This is a genomic window from Thermohalobaculum xanthum (genome assembly GCF_016623495.1).
Taxonomy (GTDB): domain Bacteria; phylum Pseudomonadota; class Alphaproteobacteria; order Rhodobacterales; family Rhodobacteraceae; genus Thermohalobaculum; species Thermohalobaculum xanthum.
On record NZ_JAEHHL010000008.1, the window covers coordinates 232507 to 246966 of the forward strand.

Consider the following 14460-nt stretch of genomic DNA (forward strand, 5'->3'; position numbering starts at 1 on the left):
CTTGCGCCCTGCCTGAGCCTCCTATAGCGCCATTATCCGGCGTAGCGACGCCACCGACCCCGCCTGCGAATAATGCTCGAGAGCGCGAACCCGCCCGGCACGTCCCATTGCTTGCGCTCTCTCAGGCTGTTCGAGCATCGCTGCTAGCGCCATTGCCATCGCCCCGACGTCTCGCTCCTCAACTAAAATGCCGGTTTCTCCATCCAGCACCGCCTCCGCAATTCCACTGTGGCGCGTTGCCACTACGGGCAGTGAAGATGCCATCGCTTCCAGCACCGAGACCGGCAGCCCCTCCACATCGCCAAACATGGAAGTCACTGAGTGCTGCGCAAAGACACTGGCCTCGCGCATGAGGCTTGCTACGAACTCATGGCTCTGGCGACCATGCAGACGAACCCGCTCGCCAAGGTCATATTTGGCGATCACGCTGCGGCATCGTTGCGCGAGTGGACCGGCTCCAATCACGTCCAGCCGGGCATGAGGAAAGCGGCCGGCGACCCTGCCAAATGCCTCGATCGTAAGATGCGGCGCCTTCTTGGCCACAAGCCTTCCGACAGCGACCACACGTCCGGGAATCGGCCGGCTGGGGGTAAAGCGGTCGGCGTCGATCCCGCACGGCACGACGTTCACCTTCGCTTCGGGGCAGCCGAGCCCGATCAGGATTTCCGCGATGAACTCGGACGGAGCGAATACCCCGGCCGCATCGTCGAACAGTCGCCTGTAACGCCGCTTCCATAATGGAAGCCGCGGCACGACAGACGCGTCGAAACCGTGAAAATGGACGAACAGAGGGACGTCCGCAGCTCGCGCAGATGCGGACAGCAGGGCACCATTCATCCCGTATTCCGCCATCAGCGCGGTCGCGCCGTGAGCGCGCAGGAAAGCGACGGCGCGAGTTCTGTCGGCCGTCGGAAGCTCGGGGGCGAGGTATCGCCGCCAGTCCCGCCGAACTTTCACGAGTCTTCCCACAGGAGAGTCGTCATGTCCTCCGAGGTCGAGCCCCGAAAGCACCGGATACTCGAACAAACCCACGTCCGGCGCGAACTGCGACAACAGGATCGTCTGCCCAGGAGCGATCATGCGGGCGTGATCGCGGATGAACGTCTCGGAGGGCTTGTTGAAGGACGTGGCGGCGAGCGCGAGCACTGCCTGGTTCATTTCTTCCGCCCGGCAAGGCGCCAGTTATAGCGCCACGTTCGGATCGGCCATAAGAGCGCAATTAACGAATTCTCGGCGACAACCGTTATCCAATTTCTCTTTATCTTATCACAATTAAATAAGCCATCACACTTCTGAAAGATCGCGTGTACATACTGATTACGCCGCCAAACGTCCACATACCTAAACTCCTTTAATTTCCATCCGGCCGCCCAAGCTTCAGAAAGCAACTGGTTAGATTCAATTATTTCGTCAATTATTTGAAGTTCTTCTGGGTCGTTGCTTATTATGTATGATTGATATTCCGGGCTTGGATATGTCAGCAACAAATATCCATCGTCCTTCGTTATGTTAAACAAGCTTACCAGCACCTGCGCCCTATTACTTTCTGGGATATGCTCAATCACATCAATAAGTGTAATCAAATTGTAACCAGACGGGTTTTCATTGGCAAGTATCTGACATCCGTTTGAAACATCTACGTGCAAGAAACGCACATTTTCGTTTCTTACAGTGCGCTTTGCATATTCGATATTCGCCAATGAGGCATCAACACCGATAACCGTTACGCCTTTGCGCGAGCTTGCCATCGCCTCGGACACGATACCAATGCCACAACCAAAGTCCGCGACTACATCGCCGTTGGCCACGAGAGATTTGGCGCGCCGCTTCGCCAAGTCCAAGCGGAGGTTTCCAAGAATTCGATATCGCGACATTCGTGTCGCTAAAAATTTGTCATAGTACTCTGCAACCTCGTGCATGCTCTCGTGGTTCCCGATGTCCCTAATCCGACTGGTACTTCCTACACGCCACCGGTGTTAGCGGCTAAGGAATTAGCCCCGTGCGGGCGACGAGGCTCATAGTTAGCAAGATTGAGCAGGATTCAATGGCCCGTCAATGAGAAGTGGCCGGACGCTTAAGCCGGGCTATCATTGCATAATCCTTTGCGTAATGCCTACGGATTAGGCGGCGCGCCTCATCCGAAACTTCGGTGAGATACGGCACGGAAGCATTATAGGGCTGAACGAAGGGCTCTGCGGCTTCTTCCCCAACGATCCCACACATGGATTGGTAGAGCCGGCTGAGTGGGATAGCGTGAGTGTAGCGGATCGGCATCAAGTGATCGCACTGTGGCCAACAGTGCGGATCCGCGTCGCGGCAGGCGAACCGGACGAAGTCCTCAAACGTTGCTGGCTCGGCCCCCATTACCCGCCTGTAACTCGCAAGAATACCGTCCGCGTGGTCGCGCTGGATTATCTTGTTCCGAAAGAGGCTCAAGAGCCTTTCCTCCGGATCACGCCAAACGAAGATCGTCGCGTCATACCGACGCCAAGGTCTGTAGGGATGAGCGCGGGCAATCGTACGGACGTTCGTCGCATAATCGAATCCCAGCGCGCGCTTAAAAGAAGAACATCCATTCTTCCGAATGTAAGCATAGGCAATTCGCGAACCGCCTAACTCGAAAGCAAGATGAAGTCGACCAAGTGTAAATTTGAATCTGTTATCATACGTCACCATATCGCTTCCCGTCGTCGTCATGGTCAAAGCCGCCACCCATTCTTGCCGTTCCGCGACAGGACGGCGTAGGGTACTCCCGTGCAGACGGCTAAAAACGCCATCGCCGTTACCCGCGAAGCCGACGCCGCCAAGAAACCAGCAGCCGGATCGATTCCCGCAATCGGCGCCAGAATGGCGACCACCGCTTCTCGGACGCCAATCCCCGCGGGAACCGCGCCCGACAGGAAACCGGCAACAACCAGGATGGCCGTCTGGCGGTAGTCGACGTCGACCCCCACGGCGCCAAGTGCGATCATCAGGCTTAGCGCATCGACGGCCACCAGCCCCAACCGGAATAGCGTCACCGCCCCTACCATCCGCCATGGCAACTGCGCGCGATGCGCCAGTGCGGCACTGGTGCCAAGAAGCGCCACGCCGAGCGCACCGAAGCCGGCCGCCAACGCGGGTGGCGCCTGTACGGCCAGCCAGGACGCCGAGTAGCAAAACCCCACGCCACCGAAGATCAGCGTGAACAGCACGATCAGCCCGCCGCCGCGTCGGAACGTGACGCCATGCGTCTTCAGCACCCCCATACGCACCGCCATGCTGCCCGGGATCGGCAGCATGTTCGCCGCCCGCGAATAAACGCTGATCATCAGCGCGGGCCAAAAGCCGACTCGGGCGCCGCACATCCGCGCCATCACCTGGAAGTCCAGCGCATTGATCGCGAGCCCCATTGGCAACGTGAGCAGCACGAGCCCCAGGAGCGGCATGAGACGCGCTTGCTCGAGAATATCGGGGCTGGACCTCAGCGACAGCACCAGTCCGCCCACGAAGATTGCTAGGGCTACCGCCAGAGCGATCCGGTTCAGCCGAGCGCGGCGCGCGGACAGCCAGGCGAGAGCCCGGTCGGTGCTCCCGGACCAAGACGACATGTCAACCGCTCCCATCGGCGGCGCTCCGGTCGGATTTCCTCAGGCAGAACGAGAAGTGACCGTTCGGAGAGAGCGCGAGGTAAGCCATCGCCCAGTTTCTCTCGACGCAGAAGTCGCAAACTGCTGGAATCACGCCATACGGCAGCGCCTTGTATGGGTTTCCATTGCAGAAATCGTGACCCGCGATCAAACCATTTGATTTGACGATTCTCTCAGCGATTGAAAGTTCTTTTCTCGTTGTAAAGAAATCATGGTTTGTATCAATATAAACCCAATCAAGTGAACCATTGGGTATTTTTTGCATCGCATCAAGCGACATGCCACGCTCTATTACAATCGTACCGGCTTCAATTTCCCGCGAAAATCGCACTTTTACATGATCCAAGGCGGCACGATAACGCGCCGTCGCCCAAGCATCCACCAAGTACAATCGCTTGGGTTGATTGATGCTCAGTATAGCTTCCGAGAAGCTGCCATCTGCAACTCCAATCTCGGCGGCAATTCCGCCTCTTGGCAATAGCTCAAGCAATTGCTCACGACCGCTTAGAACCCTGCAGTCGGCAAGCAGAAAATCCGGAACCGTTGGCGCATCCGGCATCCTCGGGTACTTTCGTTCAACACGTAGACCCAGAGAGCCAATCAACATGTTCACCAACTGGTGAGCGTAGTAGAGGATTGTCATTGCGCCTGCCTCAAGCCGCCATAAGTCTCGATCTAGGCATCAGAACCCCGTAAACAGCGGCCGGTCGGGAGGCGGCTCGCTGGGGCGGTCGAGACTGTCGCCCCACCGCAGGATCACATTGCCGCCCTCGTTCACAGCACCGATTTGGTGACGGCCCTGCGCAAGCGTCACCGTCTCGCCCGGCGCTCGGCGTTCGCCGTTCACCGTCACGTCCATTTCGCTCTCGATCGTGTAGGTTCCTGCGATCAGGATCTTGAAGGTCTGCACGCCGCCCCGCGGCACAGTCAGCCGCTTTCCGGCGACATAGAGCGGCCCCCAGTGCCGCACAAAATTATTGCGCAGCACCGCGACGTCCTCGGCAAAGAGGCCGAAATGCGCGGGGCCGTACTCGTCCGGGCCAAGATCGTCCAACTCGAGCATCCGCCGGTTGGCGACCAGGAAAACCGGCTGGTCGCGCTCCAGCACCTCGCGGAAAATCGGCGTACCAAGGCGATAATAATTGGTCATGCCCCAGACACTCATGAAGAGGCCCGTTTTTGGATACGCCGCCACCATCGACGCTCGGTCGATGTAAGGCACCGGCTCGGGAAATATGCTGTGCACCGCCTCGAGAAACTCCCGCTGGGCGGACATGTCCTTCGCCTGCGCGCGGACAAAGTTTGCGGTCATCGATACCGCCAGCGCCAGACCCGCGAAGACAGTCACCAAAGGCCTGACACGCTCGGGCACGACCAGCATGGCCGCTCCACACAGCAGAGCCGCCGGCGCCAGCATGAATGGGTAATAGTAGGGAAAACTATTAGTATAAACGAGCAGCGTTCCCAGCATCATCCCACAAGCCATCAACATCGCCCAGCGCTCCCGCTCCGGACCGCGGGACCGGGCAAGGCCCACCAGGCAGGTGAACATCCCGGCTGCGGTCAGCGCCCAGAAGGCCGGGTTCTGTTGTAACGCAAGCCTGAAGAACGCGATCGCGTTGAAGAAGTCGCGCTCGACCAGGGTCTTCGTCGCCGCTCCCTCGACACGGGCCACCGCAGAGGCCGACTCGGTCAGTGCGAGCCGGTGGAGAAGGTAGAACGTCATGAAGGATAGCGCCGCCGTCGCCCCGGTCATCGCGCCACACAGCAGTCGCCTGCGATGGTCGCCGTTCCGCCACAGCGTGATCAGCAGGACAAGAGCGATGGTCGGGACGTAGAGGACCGATTTGATCGTCACCATGCCCGACAATCCGATGAGCGTGCCGGCGGCAATCGCAGCGCGCAGCCTCTTGGGCCAATAGACAATCAGCCACAGCGCCGCCATCAGCATCAAGGTCGCCAACGGGTCGGTTCGGAAGCTGTTGCCATGAAAAAGAGTGAACGAGAAAGCCAGATAGCCCAGCGTCGACAGAAGCGCGGCCTCCATCGGCAGCAGTCGTCGGGCGATCAGGAACAGGAAAAGCGCCGTCCCGAGGCTGAGCGCGAAGACCGCCAGGCGCGCGGCGACGACCTGATCCACTTCGGTCCCATCGACCAGCGTAACCCAGCCGAATGCATGGACATAGATCGACTGAAGCGGCGCGCTCAGGTCGCCCCCAGCATGGAGGTATACCTTCGCGAGGTGAAGGAACTCATCCCAGTTCACCTCGTAGATTGTCGCGAGCTGAAATCGGAAAACGAGCGCCGCCACAATCAGCAGAACGATGATCAGCGACGCAGATGAAAGCCCGCCGAACCTCGTACCTCCGAATTCGAGCAGGCGTGTCAGGCGATGATCATCGCTGCTGAGCTTCGCCGGCTCGGCACTCATACAGATTCCCCTCGCCCGGACCGGCCGCGGGCAGCGCGACCGTCACTGCGAGGCATCCTCGCAACTGGAGGTCAACGGCGCAATGCCCCCGACGCCTCAAAGCACCGCGACGCTGTCCGCGGGCGCCTCGTCGCGCTCGTTCAGCCCGTAGTCACGGATCACGCCGGCCACGCGCAGGCGGTAACCCGCGAAGATGCCCGCGCGTCCCGCCGCCTGGCTGCAGCGGTGATCGGCCTGGTTGCGCCAGCGCGTCACCGCCTCCTCGTCGCGCCAGAAGCTGAGCGACACCAGCTTGCCCGGCTGGGTGATGCTCTCGAAGCGCTCGACGGAGATGAAGCCGTCGATCTGCTCGAGATGCGGACGCAGCCGCGCGGCGTGCTCGAGATAGGCCTCCATCGCCCCCGCTGCGGGCTCGACCTCGAAAATCACGGCGATCATGGCGTCCCTCCCTCGGTGTTCGGATTGCTGCGACATTCCTAGCAGCCGCGCGCCGCGTCGTGGAAGGCCCCGGGCGATCACGTCGGCGTATGCCAGCCGCGACCTCGACACGTCGCGCGCCGGCGGGCGCCCTTCCCGCGCTTCGGCGATTGTCGCGCCATGACGACCGAGATTCTCAATCCGCCCCCGGCATCCCCGCGCGGGCTGGGCGACGAGGGCCGGGGCCTCCTCCTCGTCGGGCTGGCCGCGGTGGTGTGGAGCTTTGGCGGCGCCATCGCCCGCAGCATCGGCGTGGCCGACGACTGGACGGTGGTGTTCTGGCGCGCCCTGTGGGCGGGAGCGTTCCTGCTTGGGTTCATGCTCTGGCGCGACGGCCCGCGCGGGACGCTGCGCCTGGTCGCGGGCATCAGGCTGCCCGGGCTGGGTGTGGCGCTGTGCTTCACCACCGCCTCGACCGCGTTCATCCTGGCGCTCGCGCACACGACGGTGGCCAACATCCTGCTGATGCAGGCGGGCGTGCCCCTGATCGCGGCACTGATCGGCTGGATCCTGTTTCGCGAGCGGGTGGCGGGGCCCACCTGGATCGCGATCGCGGCGGTGATCGCGGGTGTCGGCATCATGGTCTCGGACACGCTGGGCGGACAGGTCTCGCCCATGGGCGACGGGCTCGCGCTCCTGATCTCGGTCGCGCTCGCCTCGGCGACGGTGATCACCCGCCGGCACGCGCATATCCGCATGGTGCCGGCAGTCTTCCTCGGCACGCTGATCTCGGCGGCGGTCGCGGGGTCGCTGGCGGGCGGCTTCGCCGTCGGGGCGCGCGACATGGGCCTGCTGGCGGCCTTTGGCGCGCTCAACCTGGGGCTGGGGCTCGCGCTTTTCGTCACGGGCGCGCGACTTGCGCCGGCGGCGCTGACGGCGCTCGTCGGCACGCTCGAGCCGGTGCTCGGCCCCTTCTGGGTCTGGCTCGTGCATGCCGAGCTGCCCTCGGCCCGCACGGTCGCGGGCGGCTCGGTCATCCTCGCCGCGCTGCTTGCACACATGGCCTGGCAGGCGATGCGGCGGCGCTGAGGCGCGTCAATCCCCGAGCGGATCGAAGGACACGCCGCCGAAGGTCTGCTCGACCGGCTGCAACTCGATGGCACTCACATTGACATGGGCGGGTGCCGAGGCGGCGAAGAGGATCGCCGCTGCCACGTCCTCGGGGGCAAGCTCGCGGATGCGGGTCGTCTTGAGGCGCGCGCGCGTGGCGGGATCCCGAGGGATCGCGGCGTCGTAGAACTCGGTCGCGACGCGGCCCGGCTGGATTTCGGTCACCCGGATGCCGGTTCCCCGCAGTTCGAGTCGCAGGTTGCGCGACAGCTGCCGCACCGCCCCCTTCGAGGCGCCGTAGATCGCCGACTGGTTCGGGTAGAGCCCGGCGACCGAGCCCAGGTTGACCACATGCCCCCTGCCCCGCGCCCGCATGCCCGGCAGGAACACGCGCAGCACCTGCAGCAGCGCCGCGACATTCACGCCGATGGTGCGCGCGATGTCATCCTCGGTCGCGCCGTCGAGCCCGGCGATCCCCGCGCCCAGCCCCGCATTGTTCACCAGCAGGTCGGGCGCGACCTCGCCCGCCAGCCGCTCGAGCGCGCCGGTGTCGGTCACGTCCAGCGCATGTGCGACCGCCCCGGTCTCGGCAGAAAGCGCACGCAGCCGGTCCGCCCGGCGCGCGACCGCATGCACATGCCACCCCGCCTCCGCCAGCGCCCGCACCGTCGCCGCCCCGATCCCAGAGGAAGCACCGGTGACCAGCGCCACCCGTCCCGCCGTCTCGCTCATGTCGCTCTTCCCTCTCTGCCGCGGCGTCGACCCTAGCCTCGGCGCGTCGCCGCGCCAACCGCGGCTCGACCGCATGAAACGGGTGTCCCCGGTCTCGCCCGGTTCCTACCGTCGACGCGACAACGGATCGAAGGAGACGCAACCATGAGACTTGACGGCAAGACCCTGATCGTCACCGGCGCGAGCAGCGGGATCGGCGCGGCCGCCGCCCGGCTGTTCGCGGACGAGGGCGCGCGGCTGGTGCTGGGCGCGCGTCGCGAGAACCTGCTCGACGCAGCCGCCGCGCAGATCACCGCGGCGGGAGGCCAGGCCCGCTGGCTCGCGGGCGACGTCGGCGACGAAGATTATGCGCGCGGCCTCGTCCGGCTGGCCGAGGACGCCTTCGGCGGGCTCGACGGCGCGTTCAACAATGCCGGGATGGTCGGCGATCTCCTCCCCGCGCCCGATCTTGACAGCGCAACCTGGCAGGAGGTGCTCCGCACCAACCTGACCGGCGCCTTCCTTGCCGCCAAGCACCAGATCCCGGCGCTGCGGCGGCGCGGGGGCGGCGCCATCCTGTTCACTTCGTCCTTCGTCGGAACGACGCGCGCCGGGTTGCCCGGCATGGCGGCCTATGCCAGTTCCAAGGCCGGGCTGAGGGGCCTTGTCCAATCTCTCGCTGCCGAGCATGGCCACGAGGGGATCCGGATCAACGCGCTCCTGCCCGGCGGCACGCTGACCGCGATGGCCGGCGACGACCCGGCCGGGCATGACGCGATCGCGGCGCTCCACCCGCTCGGGCGCATGGCCCAGCCGGAGGAAATCGCGCGTGCGGCGCTCTTCCTCCTCTCCGATGACGCCTCGTTCGTCAGCGGCAGCGCCATGCTCGCCGACGGCGCGCTGTCGGCGCGGCTCTGAGATACGGCCTCAGGGCCACTTCGCCACTGGCGGCAGGCTCATCAGCACGGCCTCCGGGTTGTGCCCGGTCTGGAGGCCGAACTGCGTGCCGCGATCGTAGACCAGGTTGAACTCGGCATAGCGCCCCCGCTTGACCAGCTGCCATTCGCGGTCGGCCTCGGTCCAGGGCTCGTGCAGGTGCCTCTCGGTCAGTGGCACGAAGGCCTCGAGAAAGGCGCGGCCCACGTCCTGCGTGAAGGCGAAATCCGCCTCCCAGTCGCCCGTACACAGGTCGTCGTAGAAGATCCCGCCCACGCCGCGCGGCTCGTTCCAGTGGCGGATCATGAAGTAGTCGTCGGCCCAGGCCTTGAAGCGCGGGAAATACCCGGGGTCGTGGCGGTCGCAGGCGGCCTTGAGCACACCGTGGAAGAAGGCCGTGTCCTCCTCGACCTCGACCATCGGGTTGAGGTCCGACCCGCCCCCGAACCACCAGCTTTGCGGGGTCCAGAACATGCGGGTGTTCATGTGCACCGCCGGCGTCTTGGGCGAGCGCATATGCGCCACCAGGCTGATGCCCGAGGCCCAGAACCGCGGGTCCTCGGCCAGGCCGGGGATCGACTTGCGCGCGGTCAGCGAGCGCTGCGCCTGCTCGCCCAGGCGGCCGTGGACGGTCGAGACATTGACGCCCACCTTCTCGAACACCCGCCCGCGCATCACGCTCATCACGCCGCCGCCGCCATCGCCGCCATCGGGCGCGGCGCGCCGGGTTTCCTTGCGTTCGAAGCGGCCGGGCTCCATATCGGCATGAGGCCCTTGGGCGAGTTGGTCCTCCAGACGCTCGAAGGCCGCGCAGATATTGTCGCGCAACTCGGTAAACCACGCGCTCGCTCGCTTTTTGCGGTCGTCGAAATCGTCACTCATTCTTCTCGCCTCCGCGTGTCCGGCCAGTGTTAGGCTCCGCCGCGCATCCCGGGCAAGGCCGAAACGGAAAAGATCCAATGCTGTCGAGACTGATGGACAAGGCCGAGCGGCTGATCGACCCCTATCAGCCCTATGACGAAACGGCGGAGTTCCCCAACCGTCTGCTGCCCTTCGTCTTCCGGATGCTGCGCCCGGCGCGCGGCGTGCTGGCGGTCTCGATGACGCTTGGCCTGATCTTCGCGCTGATCGAGGCGGCGCTCGCGCGGTTTGCCGGGCAGCTGGTCGACATCCTGACCAATGCCGACCCGGCGACGCTGTGGCAGGAGCACGGGAGCACTTTCCTGCTGATGGGCGCGGTCGTGCTGCTGATCCGGCCCGCCGTCCTGATCATCGAAACCATCGTCTCGGGCCAGGGCTACTACGCGCCGATGGGGGCGCTGGTGCGCTGGCGGACGCATCGCAAGATGCTGCGCCAGTCGCTCGGCTTCTTCTCGGACGACTTCGCCGGGCGGATCGCCAACAAGCAGGTCCAGCTGGCGCCGGCGCTCAACGACTCGGTCTACCAGGTCACGTCCGAGCTCTGGTACGCGCTGATCTTCTTGGCGGGCACCACCCTGATCTTCATCGAGACCGACGCGCGCCTGCTGATCCCCCTCGGGATCTGGTTCGCGAGCTTCCTCGCGGCCGCATGCCACTTCATCCCGCGCATCACGCGGCAGGGCAAGCGCGTGGCCGAGGCGCGATCGCGGCTCACGGGGCGCATCGTCGACAGCTATGCCAACATCCAGACGGTCAAGCTCTTCGCCCATGCCGAGCGCGAGGAGGAATACGCCCGCGAGGCGCTCGAGGACTTCCGCTGGACCTTCGCCGGGCAGACGCGGCTCTACACCCGGCTGCAGGTGGCGATGAGCCTGCTCTCGACGCTGCTGATCGGCGGGGTGATCGGCACGGCGGTATACCTGTGGCAGGGCAACGCGGTCTCGGTCGGGCTGATCGCCACGGCCGCGGCGCTGGTGCTCCGGCTCAACGGCATGGTCGACTGGATCATGGGCATGCTGACCATGCTGTTCCAGAACATCGGCACGGTCTACGAGGGGATGGAGACGGTGAGCCAGCCGCTGCGCCTGCGCGACCGGGCCGAGGCCAGGCCGCTGCGCCTGACCCAAGGCGAGGTGCGCTTCGAGGGCGTCGCCCACCACTACGGCCGGCATGGCGGCGGGATCGAGGGCATCGACCTGACCATCCGCGGCGGCGAGCGGGTCGGCCTCGTCGGCCCCTCGGGCGCGGGGAAGTCGACGCTGGTCAACCTGGTCCTGCGCTTCTTCGACCCCGACGAGGGCCGGGTGCTGATCGACGGGCAGGATCTGCGCGACGTGACGCAGGATTCCGTCCGCGCGCAGATCGCCATGGTGACGCAGGACACTTCGCTGCTGCATCGCTCGATTCGCGACAACATCCGCTACGGCCGCCCCGACGCGACGGACGACGAGATCATGGCCGCCGTCGCGCGGGTCCATGCCGACAGCTTCATCCCCGATCTGACCGACCAGCAGGGGCGCCGCGGCCTCGACGCCTTCGTGGGCGAGCGCGGCGTCAAGCTGTCGGGCGGCCAGCGCCAGCGCATCGCCTTCGCCCGCGCGGTCCTGAAGGACGCGCCGATCCTGATCCTCGACGAGGCGACCTCGGCCCTCGATTCCGAAATCGAGGCCGCGATCCAGGACGAGATCGGCGACCTGATGGAGGGCAAGACCGTCATCGCCATCGCCCACCGGCTCTCGACCATCCAGCGCATGGACCGCATCGTGGTGCTCGACCGCGGCCGCGTGGCCGAGGATGGCAGCCATGACGAGCTGCTGGCGGCGAACGGCCTCTACGCCCGCCTCTGGGCTCACCAGTCGGGCGGCTTCATCGACGCGAGCAGCGAATCGGCGGCGGCGGAATGAAGTTCTTCGAGCGGCTCATCGACCCCTTTGCGCGCGCCGACGGCCCGCCGCCGCGGCAGGCGGGCCCCTTCGTGCGCTGGATGCTCAAGGGCACGGGCGGGCCGCTCGGCTGGTTCACGCTGGTCGCCGTGCTCCTGGGCGCGGCCGAGGCGGTGGCGGCGCTGCTGGTCGGCTGGCTGGTCGATCGCGCGGCGCTCGGCACGGCCGCGGACTTCTTCGACGACTACTGGCTCGAGACGGCACTGATCCTGCTCTTCTTCCTCGGCGTGCGGCCCGTGCTGATGAGCCTCTCGAGCGGCTTCGTCAGCCGCGCGCTCGGGCCGGGGCTGTTCCTGCTCGGCACGCAGCGGCTGCATCACCACACGCTCGGCCAGTCGATGGAGTTCTTCAACGACGACTTCGCCGGACGCATCGTGCAGAAGGAGGTGCAGACCGGCCTCGCCCTCTCGGACGCCATGACCGAGAGCATCAACGCAGTGACCTACGGCATCGCCGCGGTGATCGGCTCGGCGCTGGTGCTGATCGGCACGGACTGGCGGCTGTTCGTGCCGCTCGCGGTCTGGGGCGTGTTCTATGCCTGGCTGATCCGGCGATACCTGCCGCGGATCCGCCGCCTCTCGCGCGCCAAGGCGGAGACGCGGGCGGGCATCACCGGCCAGCTGGTCGACAGCGTCTCGCACATGCAGACCGTCAAGCTCTTCGCCCATGCCGAGCGCGAGGCGGCGGCGGCCGAGGCCGCGATGACCCGCCACTGGCAGACCGCGCTGGGCTTCGGGCGCGTCGTCTGGCAGTTCCGCACGCTGCTCGCCATCCTTTCGGGCGTGCTGCCGGCCGCAATGATCGGCATGGCGGTCTGGCTCTGGAGCACGGGCGCGGCGGGACCGGGCGCGATCGCGCTGGCCGGGCTCATCTCGACCCGCCTCAGCCAGATGAGCGGCTGGATCTCGTTCACCGCGATGAGCATCTTCGCCAATGCGGGCGTGGTCGAGGACGGCATGCGCACGCTCGCGCCGCCCCATGCCATCACCGACCGCGACGATGCGGCGGAGCCGGAGACGCTGGCGGGCGAGATCGCCTTCGACGGCGTGAGCTTCGGCTATGGCCGGCCCGAAGGCGGCGGCGTCAGCGGGCTCGATATCCACGTCCGGCCGGGCGAGAAGGTCGCGCTCGTCGGCCCGTCGGGCGCGGGGAAGTCGACGACCATCGCGCTCCTGCTGCGGCTCTACGACGTCGAGGCGGGCCGCATCGCCATCGATGGCATCGACATCCGCGACATCACCCAGAACGGGCTGCGCCGTCACATCGCCACCGTCACGCAGGAGGCGGCGATCTTCAACCGCTCGGCGCTCGACAACATCCTCTACGGCCGGCCCGACGCGGGGCACGAGGCCGCCATCGAGGCAGCCCGGCGCGTGCGCGCGCACGACTTCATCCTCGACCTCGAGGATGGCAAGGGACGGCGCGGCTACCAGGCCCATCTCGGCGAGGACGGCGTCAAGCTCTCGGGCGGACAGCGCCAGCGCATCGCCCTCGCCCGCGCGGTGCTCAAGGACGCGCCCATCCTCGTCTTCGACGAGGCGACCTCGGCCCTCGATTCGGAAGTCGAGGCCGAGATCCAGGCCGCGCTCGAGGTCGTGATGGAGGGCAAGACCGTCATCGCCATCGCCCACCGGCTCTCGACCATCCAGCGGATGGACCGAATCATCGTGCTCGACGGCGGCCGGGTGGTCGAAAGCGGCAGCCACCCCGAACTGCTGGCCGAGGGTGGGCTCTATGCGCGGCTCTGGGCGCGGCAGTCGGGCGGCTTCATCGACGCCTATCCGGGCTCCGAAGCGGCCGAGTAGGCCGCGCCCGGGCGGGCGGCACCCAGGCCGCCCAGCTGGCGCAGCGCCTCGGCCGCCGCGATCGCCGCTGCCATGCCGACGTTGAGCGAACGTGCCGCCGGCCGCATCGGAATCACCAGCCGCGCGTCGGCGGCAGCGTGGATATGCGTGGGTAGCCCTGCGCTCTCGCGTCCCATCACCAGGCAATCGCCTGGACGGAACGCAAAGGCGCCCAGCGGCACCGCGCCCTGCGTCGTCAGCGCGACCAGTCGGCCCGGGGGCCGGGCAGCCAGGAAGGCCGCCCAGGAATCATGGCGCGTCAGTTCTACGAGGTCGGCATAATCCATCGCCTGGCGTCGCCAGGCCCGCGGGCTGAACGGAAAGCCGCAGGGCTCGACCACGTCCACGGGCACGCCGAGGCAGGCGCCAAGCCTCAGGATCGCACCGACATTGGGGGCAATGTCGGGTTCCACCAGCACGATCCGGGGCGGCCGCGGTGGTTCAGGGGGATCATTTGGCAAATTTTGCTCCACAAACGGCCTGCTGCGGCATTCTGCATCGCGATCTTCGCTGGACCG

Annotated in this window: 14 protein-coding genes; 4 read left to right on the top strand and 10 right to left on the bottom strand. The window is 65.8% G+C overall.

What is annotated here, in order from left to right:
* Positions 1–21: 21 nt before the first annotated feature.
* From H0I76_RS14370 to H0I76_RS14400, 7 genes are all read right to left on the bottom strand, one after another.
* The gene (locus H0I76_RS14370) at positions 22–1158 is read right to left on the bottom strand and encodes a glycosyltransferase (RefSeq protein ID WP_200611101.1); all 1137 of its coding nucleotides are present in this window, start codon (positions 1156–1158) and stop codon (positions 22–24) included.
* Positions 1155–1919 (bottom strand): class I SAM-dependent methyltransferase, encoded by a 765-nt coding sequence (locus tag H0I76_RS14375; RefSeq protein WP_200611104.1) that lies wholly within the window; start codon positions 1917–1919, stop codon positions 1155–1157. Before H0I76_RS14375 ends, H0I76_RS14370 begins: the two co-directional genes overlap by 4 nt.
* 133 nt (positions 1920–2052) lie before the next feature.
* A complete protein-coding gene (locus H0I76_RS19810; protein ID WP_200611107.1) occupies positions 2053–2697 on the bottom strand; it encodes a sulfotransferase family 2 domain-containing protein in 645 nt (214 codons plus the stop codon).
* A gap of 2 nt (positions 2698–2699) precedes the next feature.
* A complete protein-coding gene (locus H0I76_RS14385) occupies positions 2700–3605 on the bottom strand; it encodes a hypothetical protein (protein ID WP_200611109.1) in 906 nt (301 codons plus the stop codon).
* Positions 3592–4272 (bottom strand): class I SAM-dependent methyltransferase, encoded by a 681-nt coding sequence (locus H0I76_RS14390; protein ID WP_200611111.1) that lies wholly within the window; start codon positions 4270–4272, stop codon positions 3592–3594. The genes H0I76_RS14385 and H0I76_RS14390 overlap by 14 nt, the downstream gene beginning before the upstream one ends.
* A 39-nt stretch (positions 4273–4311) precedes the next feature.
* Positions 4312–6060, bottom strand: a complete 1749-nt coding sequence (locus H0I76_RS14395) for an ArnT family glycosyltransferase (RefSeq protein WP_200611114.1) — start codon at positions 6058–6060, stop codon at positions 4312–4314.
* A 96-nt stretch (positions 6061–6156) separates the two neighbouring features.
* Entirely contained in the window at positions 6157–6498 is a 342-nt protein-coding gene (locus H0I76_RS14400; RefSeq protein ID WP_200611117.1) for an antibiotic biosynthesis monooxygenase family protein, read from the bottom strand.
* Positions 6499–6657: 159 nt separating this feature from the next.
* Between H0I76_RS14400 and H0I76_RS14405 the strand changes: the two genes are divergently transcribed.
* A complete protein-coding gene (locus H0I76_RS14405; RefSeq protein ID WP_200611120.1) occupies positions 6658–7566 on the top strand; it encodes a DMT family transporter in 909 nt (302 codons plus the stop codon).
* Positions 7567–7572: 6 nt separating this feature from the next.
* Here H0I76_RS14405 and H0I76_RS14410 read toward each other — a convergent pair whose 3' ends face one another.
* Positions 7573–8319, bottom strand: a complete 747-nt coding sequence (locus H0I76_RS14410) for an SDR family oxidoreductase (RefSeq protein WP_200611122.1) — start codon at positions 8317–8319, stop codon at positions 7573–7575.
* A 144-nt stretch (positions 8320–8463) separates the two neighbouring features.
* Here H0I76_RS14410 and H0I76_RS14415 point away from each other — a divergent pair, with 144 nt between their 5' ends.
* Positions 8464–9216, top strand: coding sequence for an SDR family oxidoreductase (locus tag H0I76_RS14415; protein WP_200611124.1), 753 nt, complete (start codon positions 8464–8466; stop codon positions 9214–9216).
* A gap of 9 nt (positions 9217–9225) precedes the next feature.
* Here H0I76_RS14415 and hemF read toward each other — a convergent pair whose 3' ends face one another.
* On the bottom strand, positions 9226–10116 hold the full coding sequence (hemF, locus tag H0I76_RS14420; RefSeq protein WP_200611126.1) for an oxygen-dependent coproporphyrinogen oxidase: 891 nt from the start codon (positions 10114–10116) through the stop codon (positions 9226–9228).
* A gap of 77 nt (positions 10117–10193) precedes the next feature.
* Between hemF and H0I76_RS14425 the strand changes: the two genes are divergently transcribed.
* Positions 10194–12059, top strand: a complete 1866-nt coding sequence (locus H0I76_RS14425) for an ABC transporter ATP-binding protein (RefSeq protein WP_234455323.1) — start codon at positions 10194–10196, stop codon at positions 12057–12059.
* On the top strand, positions 12056–13903 hold the full coding sequence (locus tag H0I76_RS14430) for an ABC transporter ATP-binding protein (RefSeq protein WP_200611128.1): 1848 nt from the start codon (positions 12056–12058) through the stop codon (positions 13901–13903). The genes H0I76_RS14425 and H0I76_RS14430 overlap by 4 nt, the downstream gene beginning before the upstream one ends.
* On the opposite strand, the gene H0I76_RS14435 is transcribed toward H0I76_RS14430, so the two are convergent.
* Entirely contained in the window at positions 13876–14355 is a 480-nt protein-coding gene (locus H0I76_RS14435; RefSeq protein WP_325166459.1) for a tRNA (cytidine(34)-2'-O)-methyltransferase, read from the bottom strand. The genes H0I76_RS14430 and H0I76_RS14435 overlap by 28 nt on opposite strands.
* Positions 14356–14460 lie beyond the last annotated feature (105 nt).

What these genes read in the sequence shown, in the direction of transcription:
- H0I76_RS14390 (WP_200611111.1), bottom strand. Translation starts at nt 4,272, where the DNA reads ATGACAATCCTCTACTACGCTCACCAGTTGGTGAACATGTTGATTGGC.
- H0I76_RS14405 (WP_200611120.1), top strand. Translation starts at nt 6,658, where the DNA reads ATGACGACCGAGATTCTCAATCCGCCCCCGGCATCCCCGCGCGGGCTG.
- H0I76_RS14400 (WP_200611117.1), bottom strand. Translation starts at nt 6,498, where the DNA reads ATGATCGCCGTGATTTTCGAGGTCGAGCCCGCAGCGGGGGCGATGGAG.
- H0I76_RS14410 (WP_200611122.1), bottom strand. Translation starts at nt 8,319, where the DNA reads ATGAGCGAGACGGCGGGACGGGTGGCGCTGGTCACCGGTGCTTCCTCT.
- hemF (WP_200611126.1), bottom strand. Translation starts at nt 10,116, where the DNA reads ATGAGTGACGATTTCGACGACCGCAAAAAGCGAGCGAGCGCGTGGTTT.
- H0I76_RS19810 (WP_200611107.1), bottom strand. Translation starts at nt 2,697, where the DNA reads ATGACGACGACGGGAAGCGATATGGTGACGTATGATAACAGATTCAAA.
- H0I76_RS14430 (WP_200611128.1), top strand. Translation starts at nt 12,056, where the DNA reads ATGAAGTTCTTCGAGCGGCTCATCGACCCCTTTGCGCGCGCCGACGGC.
- H0I76_RS14375 (WP_200611104.1), bottom strand. Translation starts at nt 1,919, where the DNA reads ATGCACGAGGTTGCAGAGTACTATGACAAATTTTTAGCGACACGAATG.
- H0I76_RS14425 (WP_234455323.1), top strand. Translation starts at nt 10,194, where the DNA reads ATGCTGTCGAGACTGATGGACAAGGCCGAGCGGCTGATCGACCCCTAT.
- H0I76_RS14415 (WP_200611124.1), top strand. Translation starts at nt 8,464, where the DNA reads ATGAGACTTGACGGCAAGACCCTGATCGTCACCGGCGCGAGCAGCGGG.
- H0I76_RS14370 (WP_200611101.1), bottom strand. Translation starts at nt 1,158, where the DNA reads ATGAACCAGGCAGTGCTCGCGCTCGCCGCCACGTCCTTCAACAAGCCC.
- H0I76_RS14395 (WP_200611114.1), bottom strand. Translation starts at nt 6,060, where the DNA reads ATGAGTGCCGAGCCGGCGAAGCTCAGCAGCGATGATCATCGCCTGACA.
- H0I76_RS14385 (WP_200611109.1), bottom strand. Translation starts at nt 3,605, where the DNA reads ATGGGAGCGGTTGACATGTCGTCTTGGTCCGGGAGCACCGACCGGGCT.